Source organism: Rahnella selenatireducens, from assembly GCF_046449555.1.
Lineage (GTDB): Bacteria > Pseudomonadota > Gammaproteobacteria > Enterobacterales > Enterobacteriaceae > Rahnella > Rahnella selenatireducens.
This window is the reverse complement of record NZ_JBKEZJ010000003.1, coordinates 393,742-415,120: the sequence shown is the minus strand read 5'-3', so window position 1 is coordinate 415,120 and position 21,379 is coordinate 393,742. Positions and strand designations below refer to the sequence as shown.

General features: G+C 55.2%; 16 protein-coding genes and 1 pseudogene. 15 read left to right on the top strand and 2 right to left on the bottom strand.

From position 1 onward, the window contains the following. The first annotated feature begins 7 nt into the window (after window positions 1-7). From hcr to ACLBVC_RS07570, 5 genes are all read left to right on the top strand, one after another. The gene (gene hcr / locus ACLBVC_RS07590; RefSeq protein ID WP_410149123.1) at window positions 8-1,021 is read left to right on the top strand and encodes an NADH oxidoreductase; all 1,014 of its coding nucleotides are present in this window, start codon (window positions 8-10) and stop codon (window positions 1,019-1,021) included. Window positions 1,022-1,236: 215 nt separating this feature from the next. After that, window positions 1,237-2,958, top strand: a complete 1,722-nt coding sequence (poxB, locus tag ACLBVC_RS07585; protein WP_410149122.1) for a ubiquinone-dependent pyruvate dehydrogenase — start codon at window positions 1,237-1,239, stop codon at window positions 2,956-2,958. Window positions 2,959-3,048: 90 nt separating this feature from the next. Then, window positions 3,049-4,062, top strand: coding sequence for a low-specificity L-threonine aldolase (gene ltaE, locus ACLBVC_RS07580; protein WP_410149121.1), 1,014 nt, complete (start codon window positions 3,049-3,051; stop codon window positions 4,060-4,062). Between the two features lie 81 nt (window positions 4,063-4,143). Next, window positions 4,144-5,580 carry a DUF2867 domain-containing protein gene (locus ACLBVC_RS07575; protein WP_410149120.1) on the top strand — a complete coding sequence of 479 codons (1,437 nt, stop codon included), beginning with the start codon at window positions 4,144-4,146 and terminating at the stop codon, window positions 5,578-5,580. A 267-nt stretch (window positions 5,581-5,847) separates the two neighbouring features. Further along, window positions 5,848-6,882, top strand: coding sequence for an NAD-dependent epimerase/dehydratase family protein (locus ACLBVC_RS07570; RefSeq protein ID WP_195812822.1), 1,035 nt, complete (start codon window positions 5,848-5,850; stop codon window positions 6,880-6,882). A 20-nt stretch (window positions 6,883-6,902) separates the two neighbouring features. Here the strand turns inward: ACLBVC_RS07570 and ACLBVC_RS07565 are convergent, their stop codons facing one another. Then, entirely contained in the window at window positions 6,903-7,748 is an 846-nt protein-coding gene (locus ACLBVC_RS07565; RefSeq protein ID WP_410149119.1) for an N-acetylmuramoyl-L-alanine amidase, read from the bottom strand. Continuing rightward, on the bottom strand, window positions 7,745-8,071 hold the full coding sequence (locus ACLBVC_RS07560) for a heavy metal-binding domain-containing protein (RefSeq protein WP_013574757.1): 327 nt from the start codon (window positions 8,069-8,071) through the stop codon (window positions 7,745-7,747). Before ACLBVC_RS07560 ends, ACLBVC_RS07565 begins: the two co-directional genes overlap by 4 nt. A 176-nt stretch (window positions 8,072-8,247) precedes the next feature. On the opposite strand from ACLBVC_RS07560, the gene ACLBVC_RS07555 reads away from it, so the two are divergent. The 10 genes and pseudogenes from ACLBVC_RS07555 to ACLBVC_RS07510 all read left to right on the top strand — a co-directional run bounded on the left by ACLBVC_RS07555 (window position 8,248) and on the right by ACLBVC_RS07510 (window position 21,329). Further along, entirely contained in the window at window positions 8,248-8,829 is a 582-nt protein-coding gene (locus tag ACLBVC_RS07555; RefSeq protein WP_410149118.1) for a lipoprotein, read from the top strand. Window positions 8,830-9,059: 230 nt separating this feature from the next. Next, entirely contained in the window at window positions 9,060-9,788 is a 729-nt protein-coding gene (artP, locus tag ACLBVC_RS07550; RefSeq protein ID WP_195812970.1) for an arginine ABC transporter ATP-binding protein ArtP, read from the top strand. A gap of 48 nt (window positions 9,789-9,836) precedes the next feature. After that, window positions 9,837-10,568 (top strand): arginine ABC transporter substrate-binding protein, encoded by a 732-nt coding sequence (gene artJ / locus ACLBVC_RS07545; protein ID WP_101075960.1) that lies wholly within the window; start codon window positions 9,837-9,839, stop codon window positions 10,566-10,568. A 12-nt stretch (window positions 10,569-10,580) separates the two neighbouring features. Next, window positions 10,581-11,297 (top strand): arginine ABC transporter permease ArtQ, encoded by a 717-nt coding sequence (gene artQ / locus ACLBVC_RS07540; RefSeq protein ID WP_410149117.1) that lies wholly within the window; start codon window positions 10,581-10,583, stop codon window positions 11,295-11,297. Next, window positions 11,297-11,965 carry an arginine ABC transporter permease ArtM gene (gene artM / locus ACLBVC_RS07535; RefSeq protein ID WP_410149116.1) on the top strand — a complete coding sequence of 223 codons (669 nt, stop codon included), beginning with the start codon at window positions 11,297-11,299 and terminating at the stop codon, window positions 11,963-11,965. The genes artQ and artM overlap by 1 nt, the downstream gene beginning before the upstream one ends. A 222-nt stretch (window positions 11,966-12,187) precedes the next feature. Further along, window positions 12,188-12,922 (top strand): arginine ABC transporter substrate-binding protein, encoded by a 735-nt coding sequence (locus tag ACLBVC_RS07530; protein ID WP_410149115.1) that lies wholly within the window; start codon window positions 12,188-12,190, stop codon window positions 12,920-12,922. A gap of 175 nt (window positions 12,923-13,097) precedes the next feature. Next, window positions 13,098-13,982, top strand: a complete 885-nt coding sequence (gene cdd, locus ACLBVC_RS07525) for a cytidine deaminase (protein WP_410149114.1) — start codon at window positions 13,098-13,100, stop codon at window positions 13,980-13,982. A gap of 158 nt (window positions 13,983-14,140) precedes the next feature. Further along, the gene (locus ACLBVC_RS07520; protein ID WP_410149113.1) at window positions 14,141-15,838 is read left to right on the top strand and encodes an NAD-dependent malic enzyme; all 1,698 of its coding nucleotides are present in this window, start codon (window positions 14,141-14,143) and stop codon (window positions 15,836-15,838) included. 231 nt (window positions 15,839-16,069) lie between these two features. Next, entirely contained in the window at window positions 16,070-16,987 is a 918-nt protein-coding gene (gene sanA, locus ACLBVC_RS07515) for an outer membrane permeability protein SanA (protein WP_410149112.1), read from the top strand. Between the two features lie 274 nt (window positions 16,988-17,261). Next, a pseudogene (locus ACLBVC_RS07510) lies at window positions 17,262-21,329 on the top strand (RHS repeat-associated core domain-containing protein). Window positions 21,330-21,379: the final 50 nt, after the last annotated feature.

The following is a 21,379-nucleotide window of genomic DNA, read 5'->3' as shown; positions in this document are numbered from 1 at the left end:
ATCTGAGATGAACTTTCCTTTATTTCCTGACCAGCCGACGGCGCTGTGCCAGAACCGCATGCAGGTGTATTCCGTTACGCAGGAAACGCCCGATGTCTGGACGCTGTCGCTGATCAATCACGACGTTTATCCGTATCAGCCGGGCCAGTTTGCGCTGGTGAATATCGGCCAGAGCGGTGACGTACAGCGCGCGTATACGCTGTCCTCTACTCCGTGTTTGAGCCGGTTTATCCAGCTGACGGTGCGCCGGATTGATGGCGGTGAAGGCTCCGGCTGGCTCACACAGCAGGTTAAACCGGGCGATTACCTGTGGCTTTCGGATGCTCAGGGCGACTTCACCTGTGAAACACTGCAGCCTTTATTACTGCTGGCCGCCGGTTGCGGCGTAACGCCGGTGATGTCCATTGCGCGCCGTATTCTGGCGCATTCTCCGGCGCAAAGTGTGCAGGTGTTTTACAGCGTCCGCAGCCCGCAGGACGTCATTTTTGCGCAAGAATGGCAGCATATGGCCGCGCAATATCCGCAACTTCGCCTGACCATTCTGGCAGAAAATGATGCGGCGCCGGGCCAGATTGCAGGGCGTCTGAGTCAGGACTTACTGCAAAGCCAGATGGCGGATATCGCTGCGCGCCGGGTGATGATTTGCGGGCCTGCACCTTATATGGAGCTGGCCGGGAAATGGGCGGCTGAGCTGGGCGTTCCAGCACAAAACATCGTTAAGGAACAGTTCCAGGCCACAAAAGTGATTGTTTCAGCAGACCAGCAACTGACGCTGACCCGCCTGACGCCGCTGGCAAACTACCGCGTGCCGGTCGGTTCAACACTGCTGGCCGCCCTGGAGCAGCACAAACTGCCGGTCACAGCGGCCTGCCGCGCGGGCGTTTGCGGCAGTTGCAAAACTCGCGTGCTGTCCGGTAATTACACAACCACCAGCCGCATGACGCTCACCGACGAAGAAGTCGCGCAAGGCTATGTTCTGGCGTGCAGTTGCCAGCTTCAGGGCGACGTCACGCTCGCCTGATCCCCGCAGCCTCAAACTGCCCGCTCATGACTTTTTACAGTCTGAGCGGGCAGATTTACAAAACTTCACCTTCCCTCCCTGCGTAATTTTGTATGGTTTAAGGCTGTGCATTCATGGATGTAATCAGTGGACTATGCTTAATCCACTTATTTAAAACCCGCCCGCAGACTTCATGCATAACGAAAGATCACGGGCACACCGGAGGGAATCAGTTGATGAAACAAAGCGTAGCGTCATATCTGGCGAAAACTCTTGAAGCAGCAGGCGTAAAACGAATCTGGGGCGTAACCGGCGATTCGCTTAACGGGCTGAGCGACAGCCTGAACCGCATGGGCACCATCGAATGGCTCGGCACGCGTCATGAAGAAGTCGCCGCCTTTGCCGCCGGTGCCGAAGCACAAATCACCGGCGAACTGGCGGTCTGCGCCGGTTCCTGCGGCCCCGGCAACTTGCATCTGATCAACGGCCTGTTCGACTGCCATCGCAACCACGTCCCGGTACTCGCCATCGCGGCGCATATTCCCTCCAGCGAAATCGGCAGCGGCTATTTTCAGGAAACCCATCCGACCGAATTATTCCGCGAATGCAGCCACTATTGTGAATTAGTCACCAACCCGGAACAGCTTCCACAGGTGCTGGCGATCGCCATGCGTAAGGCGATCCTGAACCGCGGCGTTTCCGTCATTGTTTTGCCTGGCGATGTTGCGCTGAAACCGGCACCGGAAGACGCCAAAGTCAGCTGGTATCCGCCGCAGTTGCCTAAAGTACAACCTCAGCAGACCGAACTGGATAAGCTGGCCGAACTGCTCAATGGCGCGACCAACATTACCCTGATGTGCGGCAGCGGTTGTGCCGGTGCGCACGACGAAGTGATCACGCTGGCGGAAACCCTGAAAGCGCCAGTAGTACATGCTCTGCGCGGAAAAGAACATATTGAATGGGATAACCCGTATAGCGTCGGCATGACCGGGCTGATCGGTTTTTCCTCCGGTTTCCACGCCATGATGAATGCCGACACGCTGATCCTGCTCGGCACGCAATTCCCCTACCGCGCGTTTTATCCGACTGACGCAAAAATCATTCAGATAGATATCAATCCGGGCAGTATCGGCGCTCATTGCCATGTCGATATGGCGCTGGTCGGCGATATCAAATCCACCCTGACCGCCGTTCTGCCGCAATTACAGGTGAAAACCGGGCGTAAGTTCCTCGACAAAGCCCTGAAGCATTATGAAGAAGCGCGCAAAGATCTCGATGCGCTGGCAACGCCGAACGACAAACAGGCCATCCACCCGCAATATCTGGCACAGCAAATCAGCCGCTTCGCCGATGCCAACGCCATCTTTACCTGTGACGTCGGCACGCCTACGGTCTGGGCGTGCCGTTACCTGCAAATGAACGGCCAGCGCCGTCTGCTCGGTTCGTTTAACCACGGCTCGATGGCCAACGCCATGCCGCAGGCCATCGGCGCACAGGCGATTGACCGCACGCGTCAGGTGGTGGCGCTGTGCGGCGACGGTGGTTTTGCCATGCTGATGGGCGATTTCCTGACGCTGGCACAGCAAAAACTGCCGGTGAAAATTGTCATATTCAACAACAGCGTGCTGGGGTTTGTGGCGATGGAAATGAAAGCCGGCGGTTATCTGACCGACGGCACCGAGCTGAAAAACCCGGATTTCGCGGCGATTGCCGAAGCGGCAGGAATCAAAGGGATCCGCGTGGAAAAAGCTTCCGACGTGGACGCGGCATTGCAGGACGCGTTTGCTTATCAGGGGCCGGTGCTGGTGGATGTCATCACCGCCACCGAAGAACTGGCGATGCCGCCGCAGATTAAATTTGAGCAGGCAAAAGGCTTCAGCCTCTACATGCTGCGGGCGGTGATCAGCGGCCGGGGTGACGAAGTCATCGAACTGGCAAAAACCAACTGGCTGCGATAACCCCGACAGGGATATAGTGAAGAGTCTGGCGGGCACAGGTTGCCCGCTTTTTCCTCCACTTAACATTCACCTGGTAGAAGGATTATTACGTTGATCGATTTACGCAGTGATACCGTAACCCGCCCCAGCGAAGCTATGCGTCAGGCGATGGCCAGCGCTGAAGTCGGCGATGATGTCTACGGCGATGACCCAACGGTAAATGCTTTGCAGGACCTGGCCGCGAAACTGTGTGGCAAAGAAGCCGCGCTGTTTTTACCGACCGGCACACAGGCTAATCTGGTTGCCCTGCTGACGCACTGTCAGCGCGGAGAAGAATATATTGTCGGTCAGAAAGCCCACAACTATATGTATGAAGCCGGCGGTGCCGCCGTTCTCGGCAGCATTCAGCCGCAGCCGCTCGACATGGCCGCCGACGGTTCCATTCCGCTGGATAAAGTTGCCGCTGCCATCAAACCCGATGACATTCACTTTGCCCGCACCCGTCTTCTGAGCCTGGAAAATACGCACAGCGGCAAAGTGCTTCCACTCGATTATCTGCAAAAAGCTTACGCGTTTACCCGCGAAAAAGGGCTGGCGCTGCACATTGATGGCGCGCGCATCATGAATGCCGCGGTAGCGCTGAACGTCGAGCTGAGCGAAATCACCCAATATTGCGACACCCTGACCATATGCCTGTCGAAAGGTCTGGGCGCGCCGATTGGTTCCCTGCTGGTCGGCAGCAAAGAGTATATCCACCGTGCGAACCGCTGGCGCAAGATGACCGGCGGCGGCATGCGCCAGTCCGGTATTCTGGCCGCAGCAGCCATTTATGCGCTGGAAAACAACGTGGCGCGTCTGAAAGATGACCATGACAACGCACAATGGCTGGCTGAACAGCTGAGCAATATCGGCGTGGAAATCGCTGAACCCGGCCCGCAGACCAACGTTCTGTACATCAAACAGAGCGCTGAACTGGCCGAAAAAATGGGCCCGTGGATGCGTGAGCGCGGTGTCATCATCAGTGCCGGACCGCTGACCCGCGTGCTGACTCACATAAACATCAGCCGTGAAGACCTGCAAAAAGTCGTCACCCTGTGGCAGGAATTCCTGCACCAGCACGCCTGACAGTCAACCTGTCTTCGGCGGCCAGCCCTCCGGCTGCCGCCGTATTTTCATGATTTCCCCTACACTCAGAGCAAACGGATTATGCCAAGAATTGTCGTCCTCGGCGCCAGCGGATATATCGGACAACATCTGACTGCCCACCTGAGCCAGCACGGTTTTCAGGTTACTGCGGCTGCGCGGCGCATCGAATGGTTGCAACAACAAAAATGGCCCCACGTTCGTTGCTGTTTTGCGGATGTCTACCAGAGCAAAACGTTGACCAGCGCCTTCGAAGGTGCCGACGTACTGGTGTATCTGGTTCATGCTATGACCGAAGAGGATGATTTGCTGGAAAAAGAACGTCAGGCCGCCCAGCACACCCTGCTGGCGCTGCGCGACTCCTCCATCAAACACATTGTTTATCTCGGCTCCATGCAGCCGGAAGGCAACCATTCCCCCCATTTGCAGGCACGCAAACTGACCGGCGACTTGCTGCGGATGAGCAATATTCCGGTGACAGAACTGCGCACCGGCATTGTGATCGGCGCAGGTTCAGCGGCGTTCGAAGTCATGCGCGACATGGTGTACAACCTGCCCGTTCTCACGCCGCCGCAGTGGGTTCGCTCGAAATCCTCGCCGGTGGCGCTGGAAAATCTGCTGAATTATTTGCAGGGTCTGGTGACTTTACCTGCCAGCGGAAACCGTATTTTCGACGCCGCCGGACCGGAGTACATCAGCTATCAGACGTTGTTCGAACGCTTTATTGCCCAGAGCGGAAAACGCCGCTGGCTGATTCCTGTTCCGCTGCCGACCTCTTTTGTTTCGGTGTATTTCCTCAGTCTCATTACTTCAGTGCCCACCTCACTCGCCAAAGCGCTGATTCAGGGGTTGAACCACGATCTGCCCGCCGACAGTGAAGAACTTAAGGCGCTGATCCCGCAGGAGCTGATTTCGATTGATGAGGCAATCCGCCGCACGCTGGAAAAGGAACAACAGCAGGTCATGGATTCGCCCGACTGGGGTTATGACCCGGACGCCCGTGCGCGCTGGCGACCCGGCTACGGTTACTACCCGAAACAGGCGGGCTTTACGCTGGAAACATCGGCATCAAAAGCGTCCCTGTGGAAAGTGGTGCAGAAACTCGGTGGCGCGGAAGGCTATTTTTACGCCAACGGATTATGGAAAACCCGGGCACGCATTGACGATCTGCTCGGCGGTGGCGTGCAGTATGGACGCCCTGACCGGGATGCGCTGAAAATCGGCGATAAAATTGACGGATGGAAAGTGATCAGCCTGAAACCCCAGCGCGAACTGGCGCTGTTATTCGGGATGAAAGCACCGGGGCTCGGGCGGCTGACGTTCACGATCACCGACCACGGCGAAAGCCGCAGTCTGGACGTTCGCGCGTGGTGGCATCCGGCCGGGTTCAGCGGTTTGCTCTACTGGTTCAGTATGATGCCCGCTCATCAGTTTATTTTTCGAGGCATGGCGAAACGCATCGCCAGTCTGGCCCGTCAGAAAGACCGCTGCGGAAGCTGAAAGGGTTTATTTAAAGCGCAATCGCACAGTTTCAGACATTGCCGCCCCCCTTTCCCATTGCAACCCGCACAATTTCACGAAAGAATGGCGCGCTTATTGCTGAGAGGCGCCCCAGCCTCAGTAATTTCACTCATTGGGATGTACTCAAAATCATTCGGGTTGCAGCAAGGCAGCAAACGAATGAATCCCGATGAGCTGACTGGAGTCAGTGATTCGGGTGAATGAGAGCAGCGAACACCGCTGCAACGTGAAGGATGAAGAGTAGTTATGAGAGTTTTGGTTACCGGCGCAAGCAGTGGTTTAGGGCGCAATGCGGTCGAGTTTTTGCGAAATAAAGGGATTAAAGTCCGGGCGACGGGTCGTAATGCCGCCATGGGTTCACTTTTGCAAAAAATGGGCGCGGAATTTATTCATGCCGATCTCACCACGCTGGTTTCGGCGCAGGCTAAAGCCTTGCTCGCCGATGTCGATACCGTCTGGCACTGTTCCGGGCTGATGTCGCCGTGGGGGAGCGAACAGGAATTTGAACTGGCGAACGTCCGCGCGACGCGTCGTCTGGGCGAATGGTCCACGGCGTACGGCGTGGAAAATTTCGTGCATATTTCGTCACCGGCGATTTATTTCGATTTCCATCATCACCGCGACATTCCGGAAGACTTCCGCCCTCACCGTTTCGCCAACTCTTTCGCCCGCAGCAAAGCCGCCGGAGAGCAGGTGATCCACACACTGGCGATGTCCAATCCGCAAACGCATTTCACCATTTTACGCCCGCAGGGTTTGTTCGGGCCGCACGATAACGTGCTGCTGCCCCGTCTGCTGCAAATGCTGAAATATGGCGGTACGCTGATGCTGCCGCGCGGTGGCGAAGCGCTGGTCGACATGACCTACGTGGAAAACGCGGTTCACGCGATGTGGCTGGCGACGCAGTCCGAATCCACAGAATCCGGGCGCGCATTTAACATTACCAATCAGCAACCGCGTCCGCTGCGCACCATGGTGAAGCAACTGATGGAAAGTCTGGACATCAAATACCGCATCCGTTCAGTACCTTATCCGCTGCTGGACATGATGGCGCGCGGCATGGAACGCATCAGCAAAAGCTCACACAAAGAGCCTGTGCTGACGCATTACAGCGTCGCGAAACTGAATTTCGATCTCACGCTTGACACACAGCGCGCACAGAAAGAGCTGGGATATGTGCCGGTGATTTCGCTGGATCAGGGAATTATCCGCACCGCTGCCTGGCTGCGCGATCACGGTAAACTTCAGGGCCTGCACGGCATCGGTCCGAAACGCGACTGACCGCGAGGTCAGCCGCTTTCTCAGTGAGTAGAATCCGGGAATTGCTGCAACAGCGCCAGAACAATGGCTTCTGACTGCGCATCAGCATTCCCGCGATAATCACTCTGCCTGAAATGCATCTGGAACGCCGAAATCACACGGCGCGCCTGCTCCGGCGTCATGTTTTCCGTCACGCTATAACCGTACTGTTTAAGCAAAGTCAGCAAATGCGCCTGATCCACCGGCTGCTGCGGATTTCTGCCCGCCAGAAAATGGCTGACCCGCGCCGCATCCGGCCAGGCACCAATCCCCCGCGCCGCCATCTGTTGCCACGGGAATAATGGCCCCGGATCATCTTTACGCTGCGGCGCAATATCGCTGTGAGCGACCACGTTACGCGGCTCAATCTGATAGCGCGCGACAATGCCTTTGCTCAGGTCTGCCAGCAAATCGATTTGCGCGGACGGGAACGGATAGAATTTTTTGCCCAGAAGCGTCGTGCTGTAGCCTTTGTTTTCCAGCTCAATGCCGATGGACGTATCGTTAAGATTGGTGCGTCCGCGCCAGCCGCTGGCTCCCGCATGCCAGGCACGCATGTTTTCCGGCACCAATTGCCACGCGACCGGTTTCCCGTTTTCACGCGGCGGTTGCGCCGGGATCAGATAATGCGCACTGACATGTTCATCGGTAAGCGTATTTAATGCGTTGTGGAAATCTTCAGCCGTGTAGTGGATGACCAGAAAGCGCACCCGCTGATCCATGCCCTGCGCCTGCCGCGTCATTTCCAGCCGGTAAGGTAAATTTTCCGCCTGATCACTGCTCTGACAGCCCGTCAGGGCCAGCAAAAGCGCGGCAATCACGCCGCTTCTGATGCCCAAACGCCTCATTTCCGATGCACGATAACTGCGGTGCCGGAGACGCTGACCATCAGCATGCTGCTGTCTTTGCCCACGGTTTCGTAATCGATATCAATGCCGACCACGGCGTTAGCACCGCGTTCTTTCGCCTGCTCTTCCAGCTCGCGAAAGGCAATCTCACGCGCTTTGCGCAGTTCTTTTTCATACGCGCCTGAACGGCCGCCGACGATATCGCGCACGCCCGCGAAGAAATCACGAAAAATGTTCGCACCTAAAATCGCCTCGCCCGTGACCACACCGCAATATTCCGCGATGGTAAAACCTTCCAGGGTCGGAGTGGTTGAAATTTGCATGAGTATTCCTTATCAGTTGTCGTCCACATGTCGGAGAAAATCACCCGGATAGCATAAACGATGTCTCCCACCTGAACGTATCATTTCTCTGCGCCATGCATTAAGCCAAATCGGTTTTATACTGTAGGATTAAGAAAGTCATGGTGAAAACGTTCAATCTTTCAGTAAGGAATACGATGAAAAAGAAAATTCTTGTCGCCGCCATCCCTCTGGTATTGATGTTAAATGCCTGTACCACGGTTGACCCTGCCTATAAGGATATTGGTAGCCGCAGCGCGCCATGTATCGACGGTGGTCCCGACAGCGTCGCCCAACAATTCTATGATTTTCGTATCAAACAGGGCGGCAGCGGAATCCCAGATTCCGGCCAGCTCTCCGCTTACCGGCCTTATCTGAGCACCGCACTTTACGCTGCGCTGCTCAAAGCACAGTCGCAGCCGAAAGTGGATATCGCGGCCTCGCCAAATGAGAAAGCCGGTGCAGGTTCAGGCGATGGCGACATTTTCTCAAGCCTGTTTGATGGCCCGACGTCCGCCTCCGTTGACAGCGCATCCACCATTCCCAACACCGACGCCCGCAATATACCGCTGCGCGTCACGTTCACCCGCGAAAAAGATAAAGGCGCGACCACGCACTGGAAAGATGAAGTCCTGATGGTACGTGAAGGCAAATGCTGGACCGTTGATGACGTGCGCTATATGGCTAATCTGGACTTCGTTTCTAACGGGACATTACGTCAGGTTTTGGAAAACCAGTAATCCCGCTTTCTTAAAAAAGCCGCCTAAGTTGACGTCTTAATGTGTCTGCATAACAGGGGTTAATACTGAATATCGTCATTAACCAACATTTGCATCACAGCGATGCAACAATATCTTGTGCTACACTTTGCCACCTGGGCGGCGACACATAATTTTTAAGCCGTGATCGTTGCATAACTATGCTGTGGAAGTTACCATCTGCGGCATCAATGGCTATTCACTATTTGCGCATGAGTATTCAACTTAATAGCATCAACTGCTTCTATGGCGTGCATCAGGCGCTATTTGACATTCAGCTCGACTGCCCTGCCGGTGAAACCCTCGTTTTACTGGGTCCAAGTGGTGCAGGTAAAAGCTCTCTGTTACGTGTTCTGAACCTGCTGGAAATGCCCCGTTCAGGCACACTGCAAATCGCCGGTAACACCTTCGATTTCACCCGCAAACCGGATGAAAAAGCGGTCCGCGAACTGCGTCAGAACGTTGGCATGGTTTTCCAGCAATACAATCTGTGGCCGCACCGCACCGTACTCGACAACTTACTGGAAGCCCCGATGCGTGTTCTGGGTCTGACAAAAGATGTCGCGATGCAACGTGCCCAGAAATTGCTGACCCGTCTGCGCCTGACCGATTACGCTGATCGTTTTCCGCTGCACCTTTCCGGTGGCCAGCAGCAGCGTGTGGCGATTGCTCGTGCTCTGATGATGGAACCTCAGGTTCTGTTGTTTGATGAACCGACCGCCGCGCTTGACCCGGAAATTACCGCTCAGATTGTCAGTATTATTCGCGAACTGGCAGGCACCGGGATTACTCAGGTGATTGTGACCCACGAAGTGGAAGTGGCACGTAAAACGGCAAGCCGCGTGGTGTACATGGAGAATGGACGCATCGTGGAACAAGGTGACGCGTCGATTTTCGCTCAGCCGAAAACCAAAGAGTTTGCGAGCTACCTTTCCCACTAAAACTTTTTCCTATCAACATATTGATTGATGTTTTCTACGGAGTAAGCGATGAAAAAATTAGTAATTGCCGCGGTTCTGGCGACCGTCAGTTTGTCTGCCAGCGCTGCTGATACCATCCGTTTCGCGATGGAAGCGTCTTATCCTCCGTTTGAGTTTGTAGACTCCAGCAATCAGATTCAGGGCTTCGATGTCGATCTGGCCAACGCCATGTGTAAAGAGATGCAGGCTACCTGCACATTCACAAACCAGGCCTTCGACAGTCTGATTCCAAGCCTGAAATTCCGTCGTTTTGATGCGGTAATTTCCGGTATGGACATCACTCCTGAGCGTGAAAAACAAGTTTCCTTTACCAACGCTTACTACGATAACTCCGCTATTTTCATCGCCCACGCTGGCCAGTTTGCTGACGTAGCAGCGCTGAAAGGCAAACGCGTCGGTATGCAAAACGGCACCACTCACCAGAAATTCCTGATGGATAAACATCCGGAAATCACTGCCGTGCCTTACGATAGCTACCAGAATGCCGTGCTGGATCTGAAAAATGGTCGTCTGGACGCTGTGTTCGGTGACACCGCCGTAGTCAACGAATGGCTGAAGCAGAACAAAAATCTGGCCGCTGTGGGTGACAAAATCACTGATCCAACTTACTTCGGTACCGGTCTGGGTGTTGCCGTTCGTCAGAACAATACCGAGCTGCTGACTAAACTGAACGATGCTCTGGCAAAAGTGAAAGCAGACGGCACCTACAAGACGCTGTATTCCAAATGGTTCCAGCAATAAGTTTGCCTATCAATGACTGAATTCCAACCTTTAGCAAGCGCCGCCGGGATGACCGTCGGCCTTGCCGTTTGTGCGCTGGTCCTCGGCCTGATTCTGGCGATGATCTTCGCAGTCTGGGAATCTGCCCCGTGGAAGCCACTCAGTTGGCTCGGTACGGCGTGGGTCACTGTGCTGCGCGGTCTGCCAGAAATTCTGGTCGTGCTTTTCATCTACTTTGGCTCATCACAGCTGCTGATGGTGCTGGCGGATGGCTTTAACCTCAATCTCGGGCTGTTCACGGTGCCGATAAAGCTGCCCATCGAAAACTTCGAAGTTAGCCCGTTTGTCTGTGGTGTCATCGCCCTTTCGCTGCTGTATTCCGCTTATGCTTCGCAGACGCTGCGCGGCGCGCTGAAAGCCGTTCCGCAAGGCCAGTGGGAATCCGGTCAGGTGCTGGGCATGAAAAAATCGGCGATCTTCTTCCGCCTGATCATGCCGCAAATGTGGCGTCACGCGCTGCCGGGCCTGAGCAATCAGTGGCTGGTTCTGCTCAAAGACACCGCGCTGGTGTCACTGATCAGCGTGAATGATTTGATGCTGCAAACCAAAAGTATCGCCACGCGGACACAGGAACCTTTTACCTGGTACGTGATTGCGGCCTGCATTTATCTGATTGTCACCCTGTTCAGCCAGTTCGTGATTAAACGCATCGAACTGCGTACCACCCGCTTTGAACGGAGTGCTTCCTGATGTGGGAATATTTACCTGAAGTCCTGAAAGGATTGCACACCAGCCTGACACTGACCGTGGCGGCGCTGATTGTTGCGCTGCTGCTGGCGATGATTTTCACCGTGATCCTGACGCTGAAAGTGCCCGTGGTCAGCCAAATCGTTAAAGGTTACATCACGCTGTTTACCGGTACGCCGCTGCTGGTGCAAATCTTCCTGATTTATTACGGCCCCGGTCAGTTTCCTTCTATTCGCGAAATCCCGTGGTTGTGGGAAGTGCTGTCACAGCCGTGGCTGTGTGCGATGTTTGCACTGGCGCTGAACAGTGCCGCTTATACCACGCAACTGTTTACCGGTGCGGTACGTGCAATCCCATCCGGCCAGTGGCAGTCCTGCGAAGCGCTGGGCATGTCGAAACCGCAGACCCTGCGAATTCTGCTGCCGTATGCGTTTAAGCGCGCACTGTCGTCCTACTCCAACGAAGTGGTGCTGGTCTTCAAAAGTACCTCTCTGGCGTACACCATTACGCTGATGGACGTTATGGGGCACAGCCAGTTGATGTATGGCCGCACCTACGACGTGATGGTATTTGGCGCCGCCGGTCTGGTTTATCTGTGTGTAAACGGGTTACTGACCCTGATGATGCGCCTGATAGAGCGCCGTGCGCTGGCGTTTGAACGCCGAAATTAATGAACACCGGACGGTGAAGGGACGAGAAATCGTCCCTTTTTTATGCCTGCAAAATAGCTCGCCAATCTTCATTTAATTTTTTAATCAAATTTATTGCATACAAATTCATTTAATGGCAATTTAAACGCAGGTTTCACTTCCTGCCAGTTACCCGATTACATTAATAAAATCAGTAAACTGAACCATGAAGGGAATGTCATTTTTTGAACAGGAATGTATTGCATGAAAAAGCTGATTCTCGCTGCCGTTTTATCTGCCACCGCTTTCGCCGCTACCGCTGCTGAGACCATTCGTTTCGGGACTTCCGCAACCTATCCACCGTTCGAATCCATGGACGCTAACAACCAGATCGTCGGGTTTGATATGGATCTGGCGAAGGCCGTTTGTCAGCAAATGCAGGAAACCTGCACGTTTACCAACCAACCGTTTGACGGGCTGATCCCGGCGCTGAAATTCCGTCGTTTTGACGTCATCATTTCCGGTATGGACATCACAGAAGAGCGCAGCAAGCAGGTCACTTTTACCCAGCCTTACTACGCCAATACCGCCATGATTATCGGGCCGAAGGGTAAATTCTCTTCTATAGCCGATCTGAAAGGTAAACGTGTCGGCCTGGAAAACGGCACCACGCACCAGAAATACCTGATGGAAAAACACCCTGAAATCACCACCGTCGGTTATGACAGCTATCAAAATGCGATTCTGGATCTGAAAAGTGGTCGTCTGGATGGGCTGCTCGGCGATACTGCCGTGCTGAATGGCTGGCTGAAATCCAACCCAAATCTGGGTGAAGTGGGCGAACTGATTAAAGATCCGCATTACTTTGGTACTGGCGTGGGAATGGCCGTGCGTCCGGAGAATAAAGAATTACTGGCGAAACTGAATGCGGCGCTCGATGGTATTAAAGCTAACGGCGAATTCAAAAAGATTAACGACAAGTGGTTCCCGGCACACTGATTCCCCTTCATCATTCAGGCAGAAAGCCGCCTTTCATGGCGGTTTTCTGCGTGACATCTCTCAAAACTGCAACTCCACTTCTTCTGTTTCATCAAAAAAGTGACATCTGTCACACTTAGTTCACGTAATGACTTCTACACTGTTCAACCGTAATCACAGTCGAGATCGAATGTTTATGCACGCACGTTTTCACACCGCCTTTGCGGCACTCCCTGAAAATTTATCCTCCGCGCTTGAGCCGTTTCTGCGACATGATGACTTCCCGGCAATGTTCACGGCCACCGAGGTTGCGCAGATAAAACAGGCAACCGGTCTGGACGACGACGCGCTGGCATTCGCCCTGTTACCGCTGGCAGCAGCCTGCTCTGTGACGCCGATTTCCCATTTCAACGTGGGCGCAATTGCCCGCGGAACCTCCGGTAATCTGTATTTCGGTGCCAACATGGAATTTGCCGGTGCACCCATGCAGCAAACCGTTCACGCCGAACAATCTGCGGTCACACATGCCTGGCTGCGTGGCGAAACGCGTCTGGCCTCAATCACCGTCAATTACACGCCTTGCGGCCATTGCCGCCAGTTTATGAATGAACTGACCAGCGGCACAGCGCTGGATATCCATCTGCCGGATCGTGAGGTCGCGACGCTCGGCGATTATCTGCCGCATTCCTTCGGGCCGAAGGATCTGGATATCACCACACTGCTGATGGATAAAGTCGATCACGGTTACACGCTGAAAAACCCTGACGCGCTGGCAGCGCATGCGCTGGATGCCTGCAACCAAAGCCATGCGCCGTACAGCAAATCGCACAGCGGGGTGGCGCTGGAGACGCATAACGGCAAAGAGTTTGCCGGGCGCTACGCGGAAAATGCCGCTTTCAACCCGAGCCTGCCTCCGTTACAGGCGGCATTGATTCTGCTGAACCTTTCCGGCGAAGACTGCCTGAAAGTGCGTCGCGCCGTGCTGGTTGAACAGGAAGGCGCGCTGATCACCCAAAATGACGCCACCCGCGCCACGCTGAAAGCCATCGGCTGCGAGGATGTCACCACGCTGACCTGCTAAGTCTGCCGGGTTTCGTGATCTACCTAACACTAATGACTACGTTCCTGTAGTCATTAGTTACATAACATTCTCTGATTTGAATTCTCCGTTTCCTCTCTGTTACCCTTCCGTCTCTAAACTATAAAAATTAACATTCTGAGCCCCGGAAGAGTAAAACGATGGAACTTGAATACGAAAGCAAACGTCCCCTGTACATCCCTCACGCTGGCCCTATCCTGTTAGAATTTCCGTTACTGAATAAAGGCAGTGCGTTTACCGAAGAAGAACGCAGCAATTTTAACCTCCACGGCCTGCTGCCTGAAGCCGTCGAAACAATAGAAGAACAGGCCGACCGCGCCTACCGTCAGTTCCAGAATTTCAAAACTGACATCGATAAACACATCTATCTGCGTAACATTCAGGACACCAACGAGACGCTGTTTTACCGTCTCCTGGACAGCCATCTCAGCGAAATGATGCCAGTGATTTATACCCCGACCGTCGGCGAAGCCTGCGAACATTTCTCTGATATCTACCGCCGCGCCCGCGGCCTGTTTATCTCCTACCCTAACCGCGCGCACATCGACGACATGCTGCAAAACGCCACCAAACAACACGTCAAAGTGGTGGTGGTGACGGACGGCGAGCGCATTCTGGGTCTGGGCGACCAGGGCATCGGCGGCATGGGCATTCCTATCGGAAAATTGTCCTTATATACCGCATGTGGCGGCATCAGCCCGGCCTATACCCTGCCGGTCGTACTCGATGCAGGCACCAACAACCCGCAACTGCTCAACGATCCGCTGTACATGGGCTGGCGTCATCCGCGTATCACTGGCGAGGAGTACGAGGCGTTTGTCGATCAGTTCATTCAGGCGGTAAAAATCCGCTGGCCGAACGTACTGTTGCAGTTCGAGGACTTCGCGCAGAAGAACGCCATGCCGATCCTCGAACGTTACCGCGACGAACTGTGCTGCTTTAACGATGATATTCAGGGCACCGCTTCCGTGGCACTGGGCAGCCTGATTGCCGCCAGCAAAGCCGCCGGTGGCAAACTGAGCGACCAGACGGTCGCCTTCCTCGGCGCTGGTTCTGCCGGTTGTGGTATCGCAGAACAAATTATCGCGCAGATGAAATCCGAAGGCCTGAGCGATGAAGAAGCCCGCGCGAAAGTCTTTATGGTGGATCGCTTCGGTCTGCTGACGGATAAACTGCCGAATTTACTCGATTTCCAGAGCCGTCTGGTGCAGAAAAGCAGCGCGCTGACCGGCTGGGGCATGAGCAGCGACAGCATTTCCCTGCTTGATGTGGTGCGTAACGCCAAACCGACGGTGCTGATCGGCGTTTCCGGCCAGCCGGGGCTGTTCACGGAAGAAATCATCCGTGAAATGCATAAACACTGTGCCCGTCCGGTCGTCATGCCGCTGAGTAACCCGACATCGCGCGTGGAAGCGACACCAGCCGATATCCTGAACTGGACGGACGGCGCGGCACTCGTCGCCACCGGCAGCCCTTTTGCGCCGGTAAGCCATAAAGGCACGCTGTACCCTATTGCGCAGTGCAACAACTCCTTTATCTTCCCGGGTATCGGGCTGGGTGTGATTGCGTCCGGGGCAACCCGTGTCACCGACGGCATGCTGATGGCCGCCAGCCGGACACTGGCAGAATGCTCACCGCTGGCGACGGAAGGCAAAGGTTCGCTGCTGCCGGATGTGAATGACATTCAGGGCGTCTCGAAATGCATCGCGATGGAAGTGGGTAAAGCAGCGCAGTTGCAGGGCGTGGCGATGGTGACGTCTGAAGATTCGCTGTCCAAAGCAATTGAGCACAACTTCTGGGCACCGCAGTACCGTTCCTACAAACGCACATCATTCTGATCCCGCATTATCCGTAAGAATCAGACTGACCATGATCCAGACCAATGCCCGCGCATTGGTCTTTTCTTTTCACTTAAATTGCAGCCCTTCGCGCAAATCAGACAGTAATTCACTGAAAAGTGCTGAAAAAACCCGCGATGCCGGTGGATACAGAGTGCAACGTATTGCGTCCCCTAAACAGGTAAAGTAGCCTTGGATCCGATTTCAATTCGATCATAAACAGGGATATCTATGATTAAGCGACTTATAGCTGGCGTTACCGGCATCGTTATTCTGATGCTGGCGGTCGCTATCGGGCTTGATCAGTGGATCAGTCTGCGCACTCAGCCATACATTTATGATGAAGTGCAGACCCTGCCTCACCGTCAGGTTGGCGTCGTGCTGGGCACTTCTAAGTATTACCGCACCGGCGTGATCAACCAGTATTACCTGTACCGCATTCAGGGCGCGATTAACGCGTACAACAGCGGTAAAGTGAAATACCTGCTGCTGAGCGGCGACAATGCACAGCAAAGCTACAACGAACCGAGCACCATGCGCCGCGACCTTATCGCCGCCGGTATTCCTGCCAGCGACATCGTGCTCGATTACGCCGGTTTCCGTACGCTGGATTCCATCGTGCGGACCCGCAAAGTCTTTGATACCAATGACTTCATCATCATTACTCAGCGTTTCCATTGCGAACGCGCGTTGTTTATCGCGCTGCATATGGGCATTCAGGCGCAATGTTTCGCGGTGCCTTCACCGAAAAATATGCTCAGCGTGCGTGGCCGTGAAATCTTCGCCCGCCTCGGCGCGCTGACCGATTTGTACCTGCTCAAACGCGAGCCGCGCTTCCTTGGCCCGCTGATCCCCATCCCGGCCATTCATAACATCCCGGATGATGCGCAGGGCTATCCGGCCGTGAACCCTGAACAACTGCTGGCATTACAGCAACAGCTGGAAGCCGAGAAAAAAGCGGCAATCGCCAAAGCCGCCGCCGATAAAGCAGCCGCAGAAAAAGCCGCTGCGGATAAAGCAGCCGCCGACGAAGCTGCGCGAATCAAAGCCGCGCAGGAAGCCAATGACGCCGCGCAGGCCGAAACCGAAGACGCCGAACCAACACCTGAACCGGTGAAACCGGTGGGCAGAAATCCGTTCCGGCAGTGATTTGGGGGCGAGTCTCATTGAGTCTGGTCCACTCATTTATCCTTCTGCGTACCTGCCCTGGGGAATCCAAATCCTGCTGCCCGCTGATACAGTGAATACTTAACCTCTGCTTAATGCTCAGTTCTTTGTGAACCTCTTCACAACGCATATCCTTTTAAAAGTTTAACTTCCCCCATCTAATTGATTTAGTTGTATTTATATCGTGAATGAAACGATAAATACTTCACCTTAAAATCAATTATTCCACGGATGCTTTACCTAAAAGGACTTACCCATGACCGGATTTCCCGCTGCCCGCCAGGGCGATATGACCGCCACCGGTGGCCCGATTGTTCAGGGTTCGCTGGGCGTGATGATTGGCGCCCCGACCGGCGTGGCGTGCTCGGTCTGCCCCGGTGGTGTGCTGGAAGGCAGTCCCGTTAACCCGTCGCTCGGTGCCAAAGTCCTGCCGGGTGAAACCGACATCGCGCTGCCCGCGCAACTGCCGTTTATCCTTTCACGTGCCTACAGCAGTTTTAAAACCGACACGCCCGCGCCCATCGGGATGTTCGGCCCCGGCTGGTCGGCGGCGGCGGACATCCGTCTGCAAATCCGCGCGGACGAACTTATCCTTAACGATAATTAGGGGCGCAGCATCCATTTCCATCATCTTTCGCCGGGGCAAATTGTGTTCAGCCACAGCGAAAATCTCTGGCTGGCACGCGGCGGTGCTGATAAGCAAAACGAGGCGCATCCGCTCAGCAAGCTCTGGCAGGCGTTGCCGGAGGAACTACGCCACAGCCCGCATCATTATTTTGTCGCCAATGACGCCACCGGCCTCTGGTGGATTTTAGGCTGCGTGCAGCTGCCTGAAACCGCAGAAGACGTGCTGCCGCGCCCGCTGCCCGCCAGCCGGTTATTGTTCGGGCTGACCGACCGTTTCGGCAATCAGCTTAACTATCATCGTGACGCAGAAGGTGAATTTGCCGGGCACATCACCGGCGTCACCGACAGCGCAGGACGGCGCTTTCGTCTTGAACTGATGACGCTGCCGGACTTCAAACCCGCACTGAATTCCGGCTGGGGCGAAGATTCTGGCGTGCGGCTTTCCGCCGTGTGGCTGACGAAGGATATCGCGTTTCCGGATTTACCTTCAAAACCGCTGGTGCGCTACGACTACACGCCACGCGGCGAGCTGAAAACTGTGTATGACCGCGCGGGCGAAGTGGTCCGGGAGTTTGACTGGCATCCGGAACGCCCCGGCACCGGTCTGATGATTGCCCATCGCTACACCGGACGCCCTGCCACACATTACGTTTACGACGCCACCGGCAAAGCCATTTCACAGGTCAATCCCGGTGGCCTGAGCTATCAGTTTGAATATACTGAAAACCAAACCCGCGTCACCGACAGCCTCGGGCGCTTACGCGTCTATCACTTTGAAGGCGAGCAAGGATTGCGCCGCGTGGTCAGACTCGAACAGGCCGACGGCAGCGCTGTACAGAATAAATTCAATAACCGTGGTCAGCTGATATCCCAGACCGACGTCCTCGGGCGAACCACCGAGTTTCATATCAACCCGGCCAACGGCACGCTGGGCGCGATTTTGCATCCGGGCGGCGAAAAACGCAGCCAGTTCTACTACAACCAGGAGGGCCAACTGGTCTGCAGCACCGCGCCGGACGGACGTCGCGTGAGTCAGGAATATGATTCGTTTGGTCGCCTGAGTGCCGACACTGACGCCCTGCGCCAGACCCGCCGCTATCATTATGCAGACGATAACAGCGCGCAGCCGTGCGCCACCGAAGACGCGGCGGGCGGGCGTCAGACGCTGGAATGGAACGTCTCGGGTTTGCTGGAAAGTTTTACCGACTGCTCCGGTTTCAAAACGACTTACCGCTATAACCGCGACGGTCAGCCGCTGGAAATCCAGCACGAAGAAGGAATGAAAACCCGCTTTGCCTACGATGCGCGCGGGCGGCGGATTTCCCGTGAGGACAGCGCGGGCGGTAAAACGGTTTGGGAATATAACGCGGCGGGCGACGTCATCACCGTCACCCGACCGGACGGCAGCCAAAGCACGCAAAAATATGATGAGCGCGGTAATCCAACCGCACAGAACGAAGGCGGGCTGACCCGACAGACTGAATTCGACAGCGCGGGCAGGCTGATGCGGCTGGTGAATGAAAACGGCGTCGATACAAAATTTCGCTACGACGTGATGGACCGGCTGACGCAGGAGGTCGGTTTCGACGGGCGCGTGCAGAGCTATCAGTACAACGCCGCCGGTCAGCTTATCCGCAGCGACGACGCTGGGCAGATAACCCACTGGCACTACGATGACGAAGGCCACCTTGTCCGCCAGCAGCGGCCGGAGACAAACGACGGCCCGGACGACGTGCTGTGGCAATATGACGCCGCCGGACGCGTCACCGAAACCGCCCACCGCAGTGAAACCCATCTGGTCAGCGTGCGTTTTCAGTACGACGCCAATGACAACCTTAACGGCGAGCGGCAGATTATCCGCAACGCCCGCGGCGACCTGCTCTGGCAACACACGGCGGTGCGCGGCTTCGACGCACGGGGCTTTGAATCCGTCGTCCGCTACGACGGACTCCCGGAAATCCGCTGGCAGACCTACGGCCCCGGCCATCTGCTCGGCGTAAAACTCGGCGACGAGGTAGTGCTCGAACTCACCCGCGACAAACTGCACCGCGAAACCACCCGCCGGTTCAGCGACGGCTGGCAGAGCGAAAATGTCTATTCGCCCACCGGACAACTCGCCGCGCAGAACACGCCGGAGGTCGGCCATCCAAACCTGAAACGCCATTATCACTACAACGCCGCCGGTCAGATGACGCAGATGACCACCGGCCTCGGCGACCACCATTACGCCTACACCCCGGCCGGTCGCCTGAACAGCGTCAGCTCGCCGGACGGTTTTCTAGCGACCTTCACCGACGCCGCTGGCAACCGCAACTGCACGCACCCCGACCTGAACACGCCGCTGACCAATACGCTGCCGGTCTGGTACCACAACCGCATCCAGCGCGACGAACGGTACAGTTATGAACACGACAAATTTGGCAATCTGACGGAGAAACGCCCGTACCGCGCCGGCTGGCGGGAGGCTCCGCGCGGCGCCATCAGCCACTTCACCTACGACCAGGCGCACCGGCTGACGCGTCTGAAAATGGAAGAGGACGGCCAAACACTGACGCAGGCGCGTTATATCTACGACCCGCTCGGACGTCGCGTCGGCAAGCACGTCACGCAAATCAATCCGCAGTCCGGCGAAACAGAAACCCAAAACATCTGGTTCGGCTGGGACGGTGACCGTCTGATGCTGACGGAAAACCGCGACACCCAGTTGCACACGATTTATCACCCGAACAGCTTCGTCCAGCTGCTGCGCGCCGAGCACGCGCGGATGGAAGACAGCCACCGCTCGCTGGCAGAAAAGCTCGAAGAGGAAAACGGCAGCGCATTCCCGACCGAACTGCATCTGCGCCTGAATGAAATCGAAAAGGACATCCGCAAAAATCATCTGAGCGACGACAACCAGCAATGGCTGGACGCCGTCGGCCTGAAAGCCGAAAACCTCGCGCTGTGGCTCGACCCGCTGCCACAGGGTGACGCACTCAAACTACACCTTTATCACTGCGACCACCTCGGCACGCCGATTGCGCTGATTAATCACAAAACCAGCAAAGTGGAATGGAGTGCGGTGTTGGACGTCTGGGGCAACGCGGTCGATGTTTTCAACCCGTACAAACTGCGTCAGCCAATTAGAATGCAGGGGCAACATTACGACGACGAATCGGGGCTGCATTACAACCGTCACCGTTATTATGACCCGATGCAGGGGAGATATATTACGCAGGATCCGATTGGGTTGAGAGGCGGGTGGAATTTATATGGTTATGCGTTGGATCCGGTTCTTCGAGTAGATGTACTGGGACTGTCTGGTAAATACTTTTCGAATGTTGGGAATAATAAATCGAAAATTTCATTGAGGTCAGACGGTCAACCTTGGGGAGCTGGTTGCGGAGATGCGAATACAGATAAACTCGTGCCTGATGGCCTTTTTGGGGCTACATTCATGCCTGCATGCCGCTCTCATGATAAATGTTATGAAGATTTGAGAAAGAGTAAGGCCACTTGTGATGCTCAGTTAGGTAAAGATATTGTTTTAGCCTGTGATGATAAGTTTGGGGTGCTAAAAGGGATACCTGAAGCAGAGAATCTTCTTTATAACTGCCAAGCTATGTCCGGAATTTATCAGTCTGCCGTGGAAATGTTAGGTGGGCCTGCATATGAAGCTGCTCAGAAAGCTGCAATTGCTGATACAAAGGTGCAATAGCATGAAATAAATAAAAGCGCACAATTGTTAAAGTAACATTAATTTTTTTG

Bases quoted from the DNA above. Each gene is read 5' to 3' on its own strand.
- hcr (WP_410149123.1), top strand. From the start codon at position 8: ATGAACTTTCCTTTATTTCCTGACCAGCCGACGGCGCTGTGCCAGAAC.
- poxB (WP_410149122.1), top strand. From the start codon at position 1,237: ATGAAACAAAGCGTAGCGTCATATCTGGCGAAAACTCTTGAAGCAGCA.
- ACLBVC_RS07575 (WP_410149120.1), top strand. From the start codon at position 4,144: ATGCCAAGAATTGTCGTCCTCGGCGCCAGCGGATATATCGGACAACAT.
- ACLBVC_RS07570 (WP_195812822.1), top strand. From the start codon at position 5,848: ATGAGAGTTTTGGTTACCGGCGCAAGCAGTGGTTTAGGGCGCAATGCG.
- ACLBVC_RS07565 (WP_410149119.1), bottom strand. From the start codon at position 7,748: ATGAGGCGTTTGGGCATCAGAAGCGGCGTGATTGCCGCGCTTTTGCTG.
- ACLBVC_RS07560 (WP_013574757.1), bottom strand. From the start codon at position 8,071: ATGCAAATTTCAACCACTCCGACCCTGGAAGGTTTTACCATCGCGGAA.
- ACLBVC_RS07555 (WP_410149118.1), top strand. From the start codon at position 8,248: ATGAAAAAGAAAATTCTTGTCGCCGCCATCCCTCTGGTATTGATGTTA.
- artP (WP_195812970.1), top strand. From the start codon at position 9,060: ATGAGTATTCAACTTAATAGCATCAACTGCTTCTATGGCGTGCATCAG.
- artJ (WP_101075960.1), top strand. From the start codon at position 9,837: ATGAAAAAATTAGTAATTGCCGCGGTTCTGGCGACCGTCAGTTTGTCT.
- artQ (WP_410149117.1), top strand. From the start codon at position 10,581: ATGACTGAATTCCAACCTTTAGCAAGCGCCGCCGGGATGACCGTCGGC.
- artM (WP_410149116.1), top strand. From the start codon at position 11,297: ATGTGGGAATATTTACCTGAAGTCCTGAAAGGATTGCACACCAGCCTG.
- ACLBVC_RS07530 (WP_410149115.1), top strand. From the start codon at position 12,188: ATGAAAAAGCTGATTCTCGCTGCCGTTTTATCTGCCACCGCTTTCGCC.
- cdd (WP_410149114.1), top strand. From the start codon at position 13,098: ATGCACGCACGTTTTCACACCGCCTTTGCGGCACTCCCTGAAAATTTA.
- ACLBVC_RS07520 (WP_410149113.1), top strand. From the start codon at position 14,141: ATGGAACTTGAATACGAAAGCAAACGTCCCCTGTACATCCCTCACGCT.
- sanA (WP_410149112.1), top strand. From the start codon at position 16,070: ATGATTAAGCGACTTATAGCTGGCGTTACCGGCATCGTTATTCTGATG.